Consider the following 15,598-nt stretch of genomic DNA (forward strand, 5'->3'; position numbering starts at 1 on the left):
TTCCGCCTTGCCCGGAATTCCTTGCGCTCTCCGAGTCGATGTGGAATTCTCGCAATTATCCCGCCAAGGGCAGAATCGGCGCCGCGCGCAATGCAGAGGAGCATCATGTCATTCGTCGAAGAGGCCAAGGAAAAGATTGAAAACCTTCTCGGCAAGGTGAAGCCGCCGGAGGAGGAGGACATCGAGCAGGAAACCCGCAACGGCACAGGGGATGACGGCTTATTCGACGAAGACGATCCCGCGATCTGAGAGGACCCGGATCTGAACGCCTCGGACGACGATCAATACGAAAGCCGGTGATGACCGGTATACCACACGGACTCTTCGGCCGGGACTCGAATCTGATCTATGGTGAGGACAGATATCTGCTGGGTCCATGAAACAAGAAGTATTTTGCCGGGGCTATTGTCGTGCCGCAGCGAAGTTTCCGTGCCAGTGGTTATTCGTGGCCCTGGTAATCCGTCTGAAATTAGCTTCTTGCTAGGCAACCCTCTAGCGAGACGCGCCCTACTTGGGTGTGGTCAACCTTTTCAAGCCGAAGCAAATAACAGACCAATGCCGCGCAAGATAACCAACATGTCATATTGAGCTGTCATATACCGTCAGCTCCCTGTTTTGGGGAAGGTAGGGAGATAACGTATCTGCTGCATCACTAACACGCGAATGCAGTGCCCCGAATATTCTTTATCGGTAGCTGTAGCTGCTATTTGGGCAATGAGATGCGAACGAAACGATATGGGGGATTGCACGCGTGTGGACGCTGGTGATTCCGTGAGAGGCGATAGTTTCAGAAGGGGGAATGTCGGCCAAATACGACCAAGCCCGTCCAGGCTCCGCTCTGGTTAGAGGGGAGTCCTTAGTTCGCGAGAGTCTCACGGGTTAGCGTGCATAGTATTTAACGGATTCGCGAGGTTGTGTGGCGCTCGTAAAGTGCGCTTTTAAGATGGGAAATTTACTCAGCAAGTCGTGACCTTCGGAGATTTCTCAGGGAGTTCACGTATCGAGAATTATCTGAGCTATCAAATTTTGACGGTAATCGTCAAATTTCTCGACTCTAAGCTATGATTAGAGTATGTTGCTACTCAACTTTACGGTATCGAACCATAAGAGTATTCGTGATGAGTGCACTTTGGAGTTTATGCGTCCCAGCTTTAAGAAGTTGAAGCCGGGCGCCGATGACGATTGGTCTGCCGTCACTTATCCTGTGGTTGGTGTATTCGGCCCGAACGCCTCCGGTAAATCTACGCTCATTGACGCATTCAAGTACGCCCAAGCGGCGATTAACCATTCGTCTACACTCTGGCAACAGAGGCCGGAAATGGTACATGTTCCGTTCGCTCTTGACGATGAGTCAGCTAAGGGGCCTAGTTCGTATGAATTCGATTGGGTATTCGAGGGCGTGCGTCATAAATATGGTTTCACAGTTACCCCGGAGGGAATCGAAAAAGAATGGTTGCTTGATCTTCCTCGCACCCGCTGGCGAACTCTAATTGATCGTGACCGTAGTTCTGAGTCGCCCACCCAAGTTCGCTTTAAGGAGAAGAGTGGGTTGGTTGCTGTAACTCGACGTGAACTGATCCTTTCGCGAGCAATTCTGCTGGAGCATGAAGAGCTTACTGGCCTCGGCAAATCATTGTTAGATGGGATCGAACTCGCACCATTTGGTGACACGAATAGAGAACGCCGACTCGCAAGCATCACCGACTCATTGCTGCAGCAGGAGATGAGCTTTGAGGACTTGACGACCCTTCTGCAAGTTGCCGATATCGGTGTTCGGTCGATTTCCGTCAAGGAAGATCAAGCTCCTCCAGAAGCTGTTCGACTAATGAAAATATTTGCGGAACTCGTTGATTCTGAAGCCGAAAAGATTGTTGGTGAAGAGAAGCGGATTCATATCGAACCCCTTGAATCCGATGCTGTAGTTCGAACCCTGGAATTTTTGCATAAGGGCAGGAAAAAAGACCCTCGGGCTTTCGGGGTCAACGAGGAAAGTGCAGGCACTATCGTCTGGCTTTCATTAATTACTCCTGCAGTAGAGGCTTTGCGATACGGGACAATGCTGGTGGTCGACGAACTTGACAACAGCCTCCACTCGCATTTAGTTGAGCTGGTAATCAGCCTCTTTCTGAATCCTCGAATCAACCGCTTTGGTGCTCAGCTCCTGTTCACCAGTCATGACACAAATCTTCTGTCTCCGGAATCTGGTTTTGATCTTGAAGCCGAGCAAATTTGGTTCGCAGATAAAGATACAGACGGTGCAACGGAGATTTATTCGCTAGCAGATTTCCCTCATCCGAAGGACGCCAACTTTGAACGTCGATATCTCGCGGGACGATATGGCGCCGTGCCACGTACGGCTCCGAGCCTGCTGGCAAGAGTGATCGGATCGGATGATAGCTAGTGGCGCGCCGTAAGAGGTCTGAAAAGAAACGGATTCTGATTTGTACTGAAGGGACAGTAACGGAGCCGCAGTATATTGATTCGTTGAAGCAGATTTTGGGAACGTCTGAGCTGTCATGATGTTCGAGACAAGGCAATTGATCCCTTCGATATCGCAGTTTGCCTGATAGATGTAGACACGCATGCAAAGTTGAAGGAAGCGCTGGCTCTGGCGGCTCGCAACGAGATCAGCGTTGTTGTATCCAATCTCAAGTTTGAGGTCTGGTTGCTTTGGCACGTAGTTGAAAGTGTGTCTCATTTCGAATCGAAGCAACTGGACCGGATGATGAGTGAGCAAAAGATTTTCGAGAAGGAGAAATCGTTATCGCCCAAATTCCCCGTCGAGAATTATAAACGTGCATGCCAAATCGCACGCCGAGCTGATCCGAAGTTGGGACCTGGGGAGATTGGTCCTAACTCATCGACTGGCATGCCATGGCTAATTGACATCCTTACCTCAAAATAAGAGAAAAGTAACCCGGCCTTCCCGCTTGCTATCACAGTAGGATGTATCACCTCCATCTCCCGTAATGTTGGAGCGCGCCCGATTCTTGATATTCTAAGTAATCGAGTCCTGTGTGATTTTTTATGCGCACCGTAAGACCTATCGAAAGAAGTGCCCGGCACGTGTTTAATTCACTTTCCGATCGCCTGACAGCGACCTTCAAGAACTTGCGCGGCAAGGGTCGCCTGACAGAGGCCGACATTGACGGTACCGCCCGCGAAATTCGCCGCGCCCTGCTGGACGCCGACGTCGCCGTACCGGTGGTTCGCGCCTTCGTAGCCCAGGTGAAGGAACGCGCACTGGGCCTGGAGGTTTCCGAGTCGCTGAACCCGGGGCAGCAGGTTGTGAAGATCGTCAACGAGGAACTCGTTGGCATCCTCGGCGGCGAAACCCGCCGCCTGAACCTGGCCAAGAATCCTCCGACGGTAATCATGCTCGCCGGTCTGCAGGGTGCAGGTAAGACCACCCTGGCCGGTAAGCTCGCAAAGCATCTGAAGTCCGAAGGCCACACCCCGCTGCTGGTGGCCTGTGACTTGCAGCGTCCCAACGCGGTTAAGCAGCTGCAGATCAACGGTGAACGCGCAGGCGTTCCGGTCTATGCCCCGCACCCGGGCGTCTCCTCGGAATTCGACACTGCCACCGGTGACCCGGTAACCGTAGCCCGCGATGGTGTCGCCGAGGCGAAGGCCAAGCTGCACGACATCGTCATCGTCGATACCGCCGGCCGCTTGGGCGTGGACACCGAGATGATGGCCCAGGCCGCGAACATCCGCGCAGCCATCGACCCGGACGAAGTCCTCTTCGTCATCGACGCGATGATCGGCCAGGACGCGGTCAACACCGCCCAGGCCTTCCACGAAGGCGTCGACTTCACCGGCGTGGTGCTCTCCAAGCTGGACGGCGACGCCCGCGGTGGCGCGGCCCTCTCGGTGGCCTCGATCACCGGCAAGCCGGTCATGTTCGCCTCCACCGGCGAAAACCTGGACGACTTCGAGATCTTCCACCCGGACCGCATGGCCTCGCGCATCCTGGACATGGGCGACGTGATGACGCTCATCGAGCAGGCCGAGAAGAACTGGGACAAGGGCGAAGCCGAGCGGATGGCGAAGAAGTTCGCCGACCAGGAAGACTTCACCCTGGACGACTTCCTCGCCCAGATGGCCCAGATCAAGAAGATGGGCTCGATGAAGAAGATGCTGGGCATGATGCCCGGCTCGCAGATTTCCCGCCAGCAGCTCGAGCAGTTCGACGAGCGCCAGATCGATCGCGTGGAGGCCATCGTCCGCTCGATGACCCAGCACGAGCGCGTGGCTCCGAAGATCATCAACGGTTCGCGCCGTGCACGTATCGCCAAGGGTTCCGGTGTCGCGGTTTCCGAGGTCAACCAGATGCTCGAGCGTTTCACCGAAGCGCAGAAGATGATGAAGAAAATGGCCGCCGGCGGCGGCATGCCGGGAATGCCTGGCGCCGGAAAGGGCGCCGCGCGCAAGGCGAAAGCCAAGGGCAAGGGCAAGAAGCAGGCGAAGTTCGGCAACCCGGCCAAGGCCGCGCAGGCCGAGCTGGAAGCCAAGAACAAGAAGGCCTCGGCACCTGCCGGTTCGGCCTTCGGCCAGGGCGCCCAGCAGGACTTCGATCCGTCGAGCCTGAACCTGCCAGCAGGTTTTGAGAAGTACTTGGGCAAGTAGCCGTTAATCGCGCCAAACGGGAGGCGGGCCGGTGATCACCGGCTCACCTCCCGTTTCTCGTGCGAGCCCCCGCTAGCGCGCAGAGGCATGATCCACCTCGATTACACCGGCTTTGAGGACCAGATCGATGCACTCATCAGGCCGGGCCAAGATGCTCACATCGGCCAGCGGGTCGGCGTTGAGCACCAGCAGGTCCGCATGCGCCCCGGGGGCCAGCACGCCGAGCTTGCCTGCGGCGGAGATCAGCTCGGCCGCGGTCGTGGAGGCCGAGCGCAGCACCTGCTCGCTGGACTGCACCTGGGCGCGGATCTCGAACTCCTCGCTCTGGTACTGGTGCATTTCCCCGAGCAGGTCGGTACCGAAGGCGATCTTCACCCCGCCCTTGGTTGCCCTCTCCAGCGACTGAAGCCCGGCGGCCAGCACCGTATCCACCTTGCGCTGGCTTTCCAGTGGCAGCCCGGTGGCAGCACCGTCGCGCTTGAGATGCACGTAGGTGACCAGGGTAGGGACCAGGAAGGCGCCGAACTCTTTGAACAGCTCCACGCTTTCGTCGTCGATCAGGTTCCCGTGCTCGATGCAGCGCACCCCCAGACGCAGCCCGCGGTTGACGGCCCGCGCCGTGTAGGCATGGCCGGTGACGTACCGGTTGCAGGCCTCGGCCTCCTCGACCGCCGCACGGATCTCGGCGTCGGAGAACTGGATGGAGTCCACCCGGTCGGTGGGGGAGGCAACGCCGCCGGAGAGCATGATCTTCAAGTGGTGTGCCCCGGTGCGCAGCTGGTCGCGCGCGGCCTTGCGCACCGCGGTCTCGCCATCACAGACCACACCGATGGCCGGGCAGCAACGGTGGTCATCCAACTTTGTTTCCCCGGGGCCGCGCATATCCCCGTGACCTCCGGTCTGCGACAGGGCCTTGCCGCCGAAGATCAGCCGCGGCCCGTGGAAGAGCCCCTCTTCCACCGCCCGGGCTAAGCCGTAGTCGGCGCCGGCGACGTCGCGCACGGTGGTGAAGCCGCGGGCAAGCATCTGCTCCATGATCCGCTTGCTCTTCGCGGCGATGTAGTTCGGCGAGGAATGGGCGATCTCCCCGAGCCCGGCGGTGGCCGCGGTGACGTGCACATGTGCGTCGATCAATCCCGGCATGACGATGCGGCCGCCGACGTCCAGAACGCCGGGTACCTCGCGGTCTGCGGCGATGCTCTGGCGGATTTCGGCGATGAGACCGTCTCGGATCTCCAAGGTCTTTTCCGGCTTCAAGGTGAAATCGGTGGTGTCCAGCACCGTGGCATTGATGATCGTCTTCACTGGCGATTGGATTTGCATTGAGCGGCCTTTCTTCAACATATGCAATGATCTTTGCAAAGAGTCTTGCAAAGGTTCACCCTGTATTGCAAGTGATTGGGTCGAAAAACGGGAGAATGGGGATATGTCTGAATTAGCACAATGGCTCGAAGCGCTGGTGGGCGGTCGAAAAACCTCGCAGGCGACGCATCGGGTACTGGAAGTATTACGCCAGGACCCGGGCGGAACCTTCGATCTCTCGGCGCAGAAGGTCGCCGATCGTGCCGAGGTGAACGTCGCCTCGGTGGTGCGCGCCGCGCAATTCCTCGGATTCCGGGGCTGGCCGGCGCTCAAGCATGAGATCAGGCACCGCTATCTGGCCACGCTGTCGACCGAGCAGCTGCTCCAGGAGCATGAGGGGCCCCATGATTCGCCGGCTCGCGCCAGCCTCGAGGCCGATATGGCCAATCTGCGGGCCTTTGCCACGCAGATCGACGTGCCGCAGATCCAGCGCATCGCTGAACTGATCGCTGGCGCGCGCCGTACCTTCGTGATGGCCACTGGCAGCTACGCGGCGCCCGGGGCCCAGTTATCCCATGTGGGCCAGTATCTGGGCCATGATATGGAGCTGCATACCGCGATGAGCACCGGGCTGGTGAGCCGGATGCGGCTACTACGCCCCGGCGATTGCGTGGTCAGCTGCGCGGTATGGCGTTCGACCACCTGGATACTTGAGGTTACCAAGCTGGCCCGCGAGCGCGGGGCTAACGTTGTGGTCATCGCCGATAGGCGTACCGCGCTTTCGGATCTGTCGGACGAGGCGGTGATCGTGCCCAGCGAGGGGGCCAGCTTCGTGACGTCCATGACTGCGGCGATGAGTGTTACGCAGGCAGTGGTCGCCGAATTGGCGGCCCGGGACACCGAGGCCACGGTGCGCAATTTACGCGATATCGAGGCGCTATGGCGCACCTTGTCGCTGGTCGACCCGACCTAAGGTTGCCAACGCAAGAGTTAATTCTTGCAAAAAGCATTGCATGAGTAGTTGATGTGGGTCACAATAAATGACGATAGTTCTCACTCATTCGGAGTTTTCCCATGCAAATCACTCACATCCTCATCCTCGTGGCCTATACGGCGCTGATGATCGGCGTCGGGCTGTGGTTCAGCCGTAGGAAGTCCGTCTCCAGCGGCGAGGACTTCCTACTGGCAGGCCGTTCGCTGCCCGCCACGGTGCTCGCCGGCACCCTGCTCGCCACCTTCGTCGGATCGGGCTCGATCATCGGTGCCGCGAGTTTCATCTACCAATACGGGCCTTGGGCCGGGCTGTTCTTTTTCGCCGGTACCTTCGCCGGCATTATCGTGCTGTTCTTCCTCGCCAAGCGGGTGCACCAGCTCTCGAAATACACGATCCCGCAACTGCTGGAGGTGCGCTTTGGCAAGCCAGTGCGGATTATTGCCACGGTCATTATCCTGGTTGCCTTCATCGGAATCACCGCCTACCAGTTCACCGGTGCCGGTTATATCATCAGCCTGATCACCCCGCTGACTCCCGTTCAGGGAACCATCGTCGCGGCCGTGCTCATCACCTTCCTCGCCCTGAGCGGCGGGCTGAAATCGGTGGCCTGGACCGATTTCCTTTCGATCTTCATCGTGGCGGTCGCGCTGATCGCCCTGGCGATCTACATCTTCGCGGTCGACCTGGGCGGAATCGCTAGTTACGTCAACGGCATGGACCCGGTCAAGCTCACGATGACCGGGGGACTGTCACCACTGCAGCTGCTGGGATACTTCCTGCCTCTGTTCCTGCTGATCCTCGGAGACCAGAACATGTACCAGCGGCTGGCCGCCGCGGCCAGTGCCAATACTGCGCGCACGGCGACCATCTTCTTCTTCATCGGCGCAGTCGTCGTGATCACCCCGATCATCCTGCTGGCCTCGGGCTCCTCAGTGCTGCAGCCCGGGATTGACCCCGACACGGCGATACTCTCGCTGGCCGGGGCGGACTTCAGTCCGCTGGCCCTGGGTGGTCTGTTACTCACTGGTGCCTTCGCCCTGATCGTGACCACCGGCACTTCCTACCTATTGACCTGCTCCGGAAATATCGTGCATGACCTGGTCGGGCAGATCCGCAAGAGCGTGGTCAGCGAACGCCAGGCGCTGGTCGTCGGCCGCGTTGGCGTGCTCGGTCTGGCCGTGCTGGCCTATGTGATGGTCCAGTTCTTCCCCAGCGTGCTCGCGCTGCAGATCTACGCATACACCATGTACGGGGTGGCGATTACGCCGGCCCTTTTCGCGGCGCTGTTCTGGAAGCGAGCCACGGGAATCGCGGTGTCAACCGCGATGATCGTTGGCGGCGTCGTGACAATCATCTGGGAGGTTCGGGGGCTCTCCGAACAGATCAATGCGATCATCGTCTCGCTGCCTATCGCGCTCGTGGTGCTTGTGGTGCTCTCGCTGCTCACCCGGCCCCGCGACCGGCGGACGGAGAACGAAACGGCTCAGGGCCAGATTATCGGTCGGTGACTGAACAGTATGAATAAGGGGCCAGTCTTTCGGGATGGATCTCCCGGGTGGCTGGCCCCACGTCATTGGCGTCACGAGCAAAGGAAGCCAAGGAACCACGACGAGGTGCTTGGGCGCTTTGGTGCTGGCCTCAATGGGTCTCTGGAGTCGGCAAGGCGCCCACTAGGATTCGAAAAGTAACTGGGCAACAGCTAGTTCCTCAGCTTTTTGCAAAACTGCGCTTCATTAACCACGCCGGTTCGAGGGGCGCAGTTTTCTTTATTCCTTGACAGTTTTCGGCTTTGTTTTGCATCTAACCTTTGACGAACCAGGCGCGTAAGCTAGAAGTCGGAACGTCAGAGAGCAGAGCATGGCCAATGCCAAGCGCACGCCAATACAGGCACGAGAATTCGCTACTGAACTACAACCCCTGACCGACAGGCACGCGCTTGCGGTGCAAATGGCACGGGATTCGGTGCGCAGTCTGGAAATGAAAGCCGCGTCCGGGATCGCTGCGGCAAATAACCTAATAGCGATGAATCAAGCAAAAGTGCCAGACAGCCCTCGGCCATTAGTCGCCACCACGGATAGCCCGAGCGCCTCACTGGACAAGATAGTCACCGAGATCCGCGACTAACTAACTTCATCGATGGCGCGTCCTTCGCAAGCTCACCCTTTGGCATCCATTGCTCAGAATACCGAACGGAGCATCGCCGCGTTGGCGCCCGTCCAGAGCATAAATTGAGACGCCGGTGTTACCTGAGTTGGTGCTCAACGTGGCCACTACAGAGAACGCCTGTCGGGAACTGGAAGCTGAATTTGGCCTAATTACGAGCCGCGAAGTCTTCGAGTTCGTTGGGTCGCAAACGCCGAACCGCAGCTATGCTTTTGTGCAGCCTTCCAAGGGAAGGTTGCTTGCGGTCAAGCGCCGCGGTGGGCTTTGCCGTCCCGTGTATCAGATTGACTGCGTAGGGAACATCATCCCATCGGTCATATCCGGTCTGATCCGTGTCGCTAGTGGTGCTGGGTACTCCGAATCAAGCTTGGCGCTTTTGGGTGACCTCTCGCACGGGCTACCTGCATGGAGGCCGCCCGGCCTGACGCAATTGAACTTCGGCTAGTAGCGTCGTGGAAAAAACCAAGAAAGGTTGCAAGGGTTATTGATGCACAATTAGGTGCGAAAGATCCTGGCGTGGCCTGAATAAGTCTTAACTCATCGAAGTGCATACCTAAGGTTTGCGTGATTCCCTGGAAGCCAATGTGAATCATTAATAACCACTTTGATAGTCCAGCACGTTGCGTAGCTATCCTCATTGTTATGGGTTTGGCGTATCAATACTTCGCTGACCTCGCGCAGTTTTCCTTACACCGTGCCGCGAACTTGAGCCACTGGTTTCGGCGCCAGTTCACGCGCCGTAGGATGGAAGGCAGGGGTACTCTCCCCGTATTTTGGAAGTGCACGGCATTTCCAGCTAGGCGGCACATCATGTCCGACAAGTCACCACGCAAGGGCGAAGCGAAGAAGCCCGCAAAATCCATCAAGGAAAAACGCGCCGAGAAGCGGCTGAAGAGTGCTGATTCCCTCACCGAATCAGCACGTAAAAACGCCAAATAAGCATCAGCGTCCGATCCTTAAGTAGCGAATCAGCGGCCTAAGGACAGCGCCCAGCCAAGCCTCTGCCTCTCGGTCAGCCACCGTCCGGCGGAGGCTTGCTGCTTTCCAAGATTTTCTCGAGCACGCAGCGCGGGCCGAATCTGCTTCGTCCTGAGGCCATGCCCGAATGAGACAGGATTTCGCGTGATTCCTGCCCATGCCTAAACTAGTGAGAAATCGATTGATCAAAGCGTGAAAAAGGGGTCCTAGATCGTGGACGATAATGAGTTCAGCTTTATCAACCTTGAATTTATCTTCGCCGGTTCAAAGCCTGAAGCCGCCGCGGATGTCCACGCCGTCCTCGCCGATCACCGGCTCGTCGGTTTCATCGACGGTGCGAGATCCCGGGAGCATGCCACGGAGGTGTTCGCCGAACTGGCGACGTTGAACGATGCCCGGGACCCGGTGCTGTGCCGGATCGGCCCGGAAGATGCACTCATCCAAGGCCCGCGGCTCACGGAGCTGGCCCATAACCTCAAGGCGGCAAGCGGTGCGCGATTCGTCTTGATCAACGGCGAGGAATTGGACGGCCCGGTCCCGGGAGAAGAACAGCTTGGCCAGTACGCTCCGGACGCGCAGTTATTTCAGGGCGCTACCCTGAAAGTCTCGGATCTGACACTTTCCCCGCGCGTCGAAGGCAATGCCTTCACGGTGTTCAGAAATCTCGCCGGGCTGACGGTCCTGCCCAGTAATCCATTGGAAGAGCCCAACATTTCGCGGTCCAGCCGGCCGTACCTGACGCTGACGCGCAGCGGCAGCGTGCTCACCGCATCGATCCACTCCAAGGGCCCGCTGCGTCCGCAGCTCTTCCCCGACCATGTGTCCTACCAGATCGATCTGGAACGCATGCGGATTCTGGAGGCCAGTACCGGCAGCGATGCGCAGTTGCTGTTGCATGCAATGGACGAGTGGAACGACGGGGTCTACACGGACGACTATGAGATCGTGGATCAGCTGCTGGCAGCCGGCCCCGCGCGGGAAGAAGCAAAATCGATTGTGCGCGCGCCACGCTCGGCGAACAATCTCAAAAGGTTCCTGACACTTCATGGTTATGACCCGCGGAGCATCGACTTCCTCTCGGGCGCACCGGTTCCCGAGGACGCACGGGAAATCCATGTCCACGGGGTGCTGAACTCGATCCGAGTCACCTTCGAAGAGTTCGAACGCGAGGCCACAGGCCTGATGGGTTTGCTCTCCCGCACCGGGTGGAGCCCGCGGGCGTTGATTTCCTCCAGCGTGGCCGTCCTGGCCGCCGGAGCCATCGCAAACCGCGCGATGAAGACTTCGCCAAGGCTGTCCCGTATACCTAAGCCGCTGCGCCGGGGCCTCATGTTCTTCTGGTACTCGGACGGTGTGTATTACCTTGCCAGGGGAGTCAAGGAAGCGTTAGAACCGAAACTGCAGAAAGCCAAGTCTTCCTGAATCGACTGGTTCGGCGTCGAATCCCAGCCTGATTTAGCCACCCGTAGACGGGTGCTGAAGCTGTGAGTACTAGAAGGCAAGGTCGCAGTCAGTGGGATCCCAGATCTGCGGGAGTGATCCAGCAAGTCACCGTGCGCTGTGATTCGCGCCTTCTCAAGTTCATTTCCAACGGCTGCATGGAGCCGCGGTCCTATGTGACTTCCCGGATTGAAACGGAGCATTTCGCGGTGGATGAGCTTACCCGCGGACCGGGATTGGCCACGTCGATTGCTGTGCGAGATACAGCAATTTACTGCGGGCAACGAGATCGGGAGCTGTCGATCTGCGTTTCGATACGAGCAAGCTGCCACAAAAAGCGCCGTAGGTGGAAGCATTCGGCGTTAGGCTATAAGTCGCCTGTTGATTTTGAGGGTGATTTTCGGGTTGTGGTGGAGTTCGCTGCTTAGCGTTTTTGCTCCCGGTGTCCACTTCCCGGGGGCCGCCCGTCCTTTCGCGTCTCCCAAAAGAGGAGTCTTTTGCTGAGGCATCATCAGAAACCCTCGACGTCATCGCCGACCTGTTCGGGATCCTGAATGACAAGCCAACCAAGCACGTCGGAAAGACCAAGCCGATGAAAGTGCTGCACCGCAAACGTCCCGAGCTCATCCCGTTCTTCGACGAGAATATTCGCCGCTGCTAATGCCTGATCGGTGAGGCACCGGTGCCACCGGTGAAGACTCAGACTCATCGTGACTTCGCCGAGGCCTGGCTGCCGGCACTGCAACGGGACGTGCTGCAGCAGTTGCCCGTGTGGGAAGAAATCGTAACCATGGTCGACCCCTCGGTGCCCATCACGCCGCTTCGTGCCCTCGATATTGTGGGCTGGGATCTGGGCCGAGCACCGCGCAGCGGTTGAGTGTCCGGCCGTAACTAGTGCAGTCCTCTTGATCGCGTAAGTGCCCTAGACGGAACCTGACTGCCGTCGGCGGCCTGCCCGTTCTGCGAAGGCATCCAGGGCATTGAGCATCTCGGGAGCGCGCCAGAATCTGCCCCGTTTGTATTTGTCGACACCGATAACCACCCCATTTTCGGTTAGAAGGTCCATGGCTCGCTTGGACCTGAGGTAGTCCAGTCCCAGCTCTGCTTCCAGCACCGCGGCATTTACCACGGGTCGGCTTTCCAGAAGCTCAAGGACTCGCCACACTGCGGCGTCCTTGCGAGCCTTGATTCTGGCTTTCCAGGAGTCCGCAATCGATGTGACGTCCTCGGCAAGTTGTGTGCCGTTCCAGATTGCCCGGAATGAGGCTTCCGAGCAGAGCGTGATGATCGGCTCGGGGTTTCCAGCGCGGTACGCATCAAGGGAGCGGTGGTAGGCGCCGATGTCCGCCAGGAGACCAGCAGAAACGGGCGTTGACACGTTGCGCGCGACGCCGTGGCGTTTGAGCATCGAGTGGATCAGCGCCCTCCCGGTTCGGCCGTTTCCGTCCGTGAAGGGGTGGACGGTTTCAAACTGGGCGTGAGCTATAGCTGCCTGAGCCATCGCGGGCACGTCAGTTCGTCGGGCGTAGACCATCAAATCGTCCATCAATGCAGGGACTCGGTCGTGATGGGGTGGGATGAACTCTGCGCCGATAGGGCTGCTTGAGCTGGTTCCAATCCAGACTTGCTGCTGCCTCCATGAGCCTGCAGTAGCCTCGTCTCTCGTACCTTTCATCAGCGCTCTGTGCGTGTCGAGGATGCTACCAGTGTCAAGATTTTCCGAGGCCGCCAGAGCCGATTTCATCGCCCTAACGTTTCGCACCACGAGTGTGGCGTTCAGTTTCTCTTCGACGCCGAGCTCGGCTTCGCCCAGGCTGCGGGCGTTAGCCGTCAGGTTCTCGATTTGCGACGAGGCAACGGATTCGGACCGGAGCATGATCGTTGCAAATGGACCGACCCGCGCACCATACTTTTCATCGAAGCGGCTGATTTCCCGGCTCGCTTCTTCGGCGAGAGATGCGATCTGAGGCGAGGGTGCATAGCCAGTTTCTGCGATGGTCGGAGGGACGAAGGCTTTGTAGTTCTGGCCCCGCATTCCGGACATGAATCTGAGGTCGTTGAAATCCTGGGCCCCACCCTCCCATGTGACCTCGTCATATTCGGCCTCTGGCCATGAATTGCTGGACGATAGCGAGTTGTTGGCCTCGTCTCTGTGGCTGTGACCGAGCTTCCCATCCATATGGCGTGATTGCTGATTCATCGATGCCTCCATCTGCAACTCTTCTGATTGGATTCTATCACTTAGTAAGTTATCTGATAGAAAAGTTCTTTCTGGCTATCACCTCTAGTCTCTGCGGCCCTGCTATCTGGCTGCCGGCGGCGTACCTTCTATCGTTTATCCGGTTATCTGATAGAAAGTGACCCATCGGTTATCACTTAGGGATATCTTCCCGACGGTCTCGAAGAATTCTGGATCCCCAGGGGAAAGAACTCGCAAGCGTCTTGTGTTGAATCCGCCGATGCAGGTCCGAGCCCGAATGCCGGATGGGGATTTTCTACGGACTGCTTTTTCGGTATCCAGCTGCAGCACCGTACATTCGCATTTCGCTGGCGGACGAAAGCTAGAGAAAAACTGCCGCATATCCTAGGCTAGGGCTAACGGGGTACCCTCCCCATTTTTGGAAATGCGCGGCATTTCCGGCAAGGACGGCACATTATGTCGAACAAGTCACCACGCAAGAGCGATGCGAAAAAACCCGGCAAGTCCATCAAGGAAAAGCGCGCCGAAAAGCGCTTGAAGCACGCTGATACGATCACCGAGCCGGTGCGGAAGTCAGCCAAATAATTAAGAGCCAGCCATGAGCGCTGTGCACTAAGCACTAAACACCAATCGAGCCCCTGTACCGCAGCGAATGATCGCCGGGCAGGGGCTCGATGGCGTTCTGCCGCCAGCTGCTGGCGGCAAGCAGCCTTAGGACAGCTGCGGATCCACGTCGAAGTGCTCGGCCACCTGGGTGATGACCTCATTGGCGCCCTGGAGCGAGACCGAGGAAAGGAAGATCGAGTCGTCCACCGGCAGTACCTCGCCGGTGAGCTTCTTCCACAGCGGGTTGGAGGTGAACTTCTTTTCCTGATCCCGCGACGCGTCGCCCTCGGCGCCTTCCGGTGCCCAGGTGGACTGGAAGATGACCTCGGCGTCGGCCTTCAGGATCTCCTCGGAAGACAGCGGTACGAAGATGGACTCGGTGGTGTCCGGAGCGTCCTTGGGGCGGGGAATGTCCATATCCGCCATGATTTCACCGATGAAGGAATCCGTGGCGTAGAGCCGGGCGGTGTCTTCGCCGGCGAAGCGCACCAGCGAGTAGGTGGTATCGGCCTGCTGCGCAAGGATTTCCTTGCCCACGGCGGCCGCGCGGGTTTCGTAGTCGGCCACTGCCTGCTCCGCCTCGCTCTTCTTGCCCAGCGTCTCGCCCAGCAGCACGACGTTCTCTTTCCAGGTCGGTCCGGTGGACTCGGAGAAGACGGTCGGGGCGATCTTGTTCAGCTGGTCATACATGCCGCCCTGGCGCACGTCGGCCGAGATGATGATGTCCGGGTCTGCGGCCAGCAGCTTTTCGAGATCCGGCTCGGTGGTGGTGCCAACGTTCACCGCGTCCTCGGTCAGCTCGGTGACGTCGCCGAGGTATTCGGGGAAGGGATTGCCGGACTTGCGGTACTCGGTATACGCAACCAGTTCGGCGCCAAGCAGCAGCGTGGCGTCCACATAGGACGGATCCAGCGCCGCCACGCGCAGCGGGCGTTCGGCCAGCTCGGTCTTTCCGCGGAAGTGCTCGATGGTGACCGGGAAGCCGGAATCTGCGGATGCATTTTCCTTGGCGGGAGTCTCGGAGGTTGCGGCGCCGCCGCAGGATGCGAGGGTGAGGGTTGCGGCGGCCAAGGCTGCAGTGAGGCCGATCAAGCGCGAAGTATGCATGCGAGTGCTTTCCGTGAAGATGATTTACTTATTGGCGCATAGTCTAATTATTAGACGCGAGCTTAGGTAAGGGTAAACTCAATCTGCGAAATGTACAGTAGCATGGTTCTGGCCCACTTGGGCAACATCCCGCGTCGCACGAAGGGTAATGAGTCATTTCACGTAGCACAGCACGGGCC

General features: G+C 58.4%; 15 protein-coding genes. 12 read left to right on the forward strand and 3 right to left on the reverse strand.

Going from position 1 to position 15,598, the window contains the following annotated elements; translation table 11 throughout:
* Window positions 1–105: 105 nt before the first annotated feature.
* The 4 genes from ACT3UQ_RS04875 (at window position 106) to ffh (ending at window position 4,629) form a co-directional block, all read left to right on the forward strand.
* Window positions 106–249 (forward strand): hypothetical protein, encoded by a 144-nt coding sequence (locus ACT3UQ_RS04875; RefSeq protein ID WP_444636568.1) that lies wholly within the window; start codon window positions 106–108, stop codon window positions 247–249.
* An 823-nt stretch (window positions 250–1,072) separates the two neighbouring features.
* Complete coding sequence (locus ACT3UQ_RS04880) at window positions 1,073–2,401, forward strand: AAA family ATPase (RefSeq protein ID WP_105554609.1); 1,329 nt, start codon at window positions 1,073–1,075, stop codon at window positions 2,399–2,401.
* A gap of 135 nt (window positions 2,402–2,536) precedes the next feature.
* Complete coding sequence (locus ACT3UQ_RS04885; RefSeq protein WP_444636626.1) at window positions 2,537–2,905, forward strand: RloB domain-containing protein; 369 nt, start codon at window positions 2,537–2,539, stop codon at window positions 2,903–2,905.
* 161 nt (window positions 2,906–3,066) lie between these two features.
* Window positions 3,067–4,629: a signal recognition particle protein gene (gene ffh / locus ACT3UQ_RS04890; RefSeq protein WP_444636569.1), complete on the forward strand. Its 1,563-nt coding sequence runs from the start codon at window positions 3,067–3,069 to the stop codon at window positions 4,627–4,629.
* A 72-nt stretch (window positions 4,630–4,701) separates the two neighbouring features.
* Here the strand turns inward: ffh and ACT3UQ_RS04895 are convergent, their stop codons facing one another.
* Window positions 4,702–5,952 (reverse strand): amidohydrolase family protein, encoded by a 1,251-nt coding sequence (locus tag ACT3UQ_RS04895; protein WP_444636570.1) that lies wholly within the window; start codon window positions 5,950–5,952, stop codon window positions 4,702–4,704.
* 103 nt (window positions 5,953–6,055) lie between these two features.
* Between ACT3UQ_RS04895 and ACT3UQ_RS04900 the strand changes: the two genes are divergently transcribed.
* From ACT3UQ_RS04900 to ACT3UQ_RS04930, 7 genes are all read left to right on the forward strand, one after another.
* Window positions 6,056–6,904 (forward strand): MurR/RpiR family transcriptional regulator, encoded by an 849-nt coding sequence (locus ACT3UQ_RS04900; RefSeq protein WP_444636571.1) that lies wholly within the window; start codon window positions 6,056–6,058, stop codon window positions 6,902–6,904.
* Between the two features lie 101 nt (window positions 6,905–7,005).
* A complete protein-coding gene (locus tag ACT3UQ_RS04905; RefSeq protein WP_444636572.1) occupies window positions 7,006–8,433 on the forward strand; it encodes a sodium:solute symporter family protein in 1,428 nt (475 codons plus the stop codon).
* A gap of 349 nt (window positions 8,434–8,782) precedes the next feature.
* The gene (locus tag ACT3UQ_RS04910) at window positions 8,783–9,049 is read left to right on the forward strand and encodes a hypothetical protein (RefSeq protein ID WP_444636573.1); all 267 of its coding nucleotides are present in this window, start codon (window positions 8,783–8,785) and stop codon (window positions 9,047–9,049) included.
* 849 nt (window positions 9,050–9,898) lie between these two features.
* Window positions 9,899–10,027 (forward strand): hypothetical protein, encoded by a 129-nt coding sequence (locus ACT3UQ_RS04915; RefSeq protein WP_255248468.1) that lies wholly within the window; start codon window positions 9,899–9,901, stop codon window positions 10,025–10,027.
* Window positions 10,028–10,279: 252 nt separating this feature from the next.
* Window positions 10,280–11,488 (forward strand): hypothetical protein, encoded by a 1,209-nt coding sequence (locus tag ACT3UQ_RS04920; protein ID WP_444636574.1) that lies wholly within the window; start codon window positions 10,280–10,282, stop codon window positions 11,486–11,488.
* 460 nt (window positions 11,489–11,948) lie between these two features.
* A complete protein-coding gene (locus tag ACT3UQ_RS04925) occupies window positions 11,949–12,167 on the forward strand; it encodes a DUF6308 family protein (protein ID WP_105569156.1) in 219 nt (72 codons plus the stop codon).
* 30 nt (window positions 12,168–12,197) lie between these two features.
* Complete coding sequence (locus ACT3UQ_RS04930) at window positions 12,198–12,383, forward strand: hypothetical protein (protein WP_146113995.1); 186 nt, start codon at window positions 12,198–12,200, stop codon at window positions 12,381–12,383.
* 45 nt (window positions 12,384–12,428) lie between these two features.
* Here ACT3UQ_RS04930 and ACT3UQ_RS04935 read toward each other — a convergent pair whose 3' ends face one another.
* Window positions 12,429–13,706: a Fic family protein gene (locus ACT3UQ_RS04935; protein ID WP_444636575.1), complete on the reverse strand. Its 1,278-nt coding sequence runs from the start codon at window positions 13,704–13,706 to the stop codon at window positions 12,429–12,431.
* A gap of 456 nt (window positions 13,707–14,162) precedes the next feature.
* Between ACT3UQ_RS04935 and ACT3UQ_RS04940 the strand changes: the two genes are divergently transcribed.
* On the forward strand, window positions 14,163–14,291 hold the full coding sequence (locus tag ACT3UQ_RS04940; protein ID WP_444636576.1) for a hypothetical protein: 129 nt from the start codon (window positions 14,163–14,165) through the stop codon (window positions 14,289–14,291).
* 126 nt (window positions 14,292–14,417) lie between these two features.
* On the opposite strand, the gene ACT3UQ_RS04945 is transcribed toward ACT3UQ_RS04940, so the two are convergent.
* Window positions 14,418–15,404, reverse strand: coding sequence for an ABC transporter substrate-binding protein (locus ACT3UQ_RS04945; RefSeq protein WP_258133773.1), 987 nt, complete (start codon window positions 15,402–15,404; stop codon window positions 14,418–14,420).
* Between the last annotated feature and the right edge of the window lie 194 nt (window positions 15,405–15,598).

It is taken from the genome of Glutamicibacter sp. AOP12-B1-11 (genome assembly GCF_052379245.1).
Taxonomy (GTDB): domain Bacteria; phylum Actinomycetota; class Actinomycetes; order Actinomycetales; family Micrococcaceae; genus Glutamicibacter.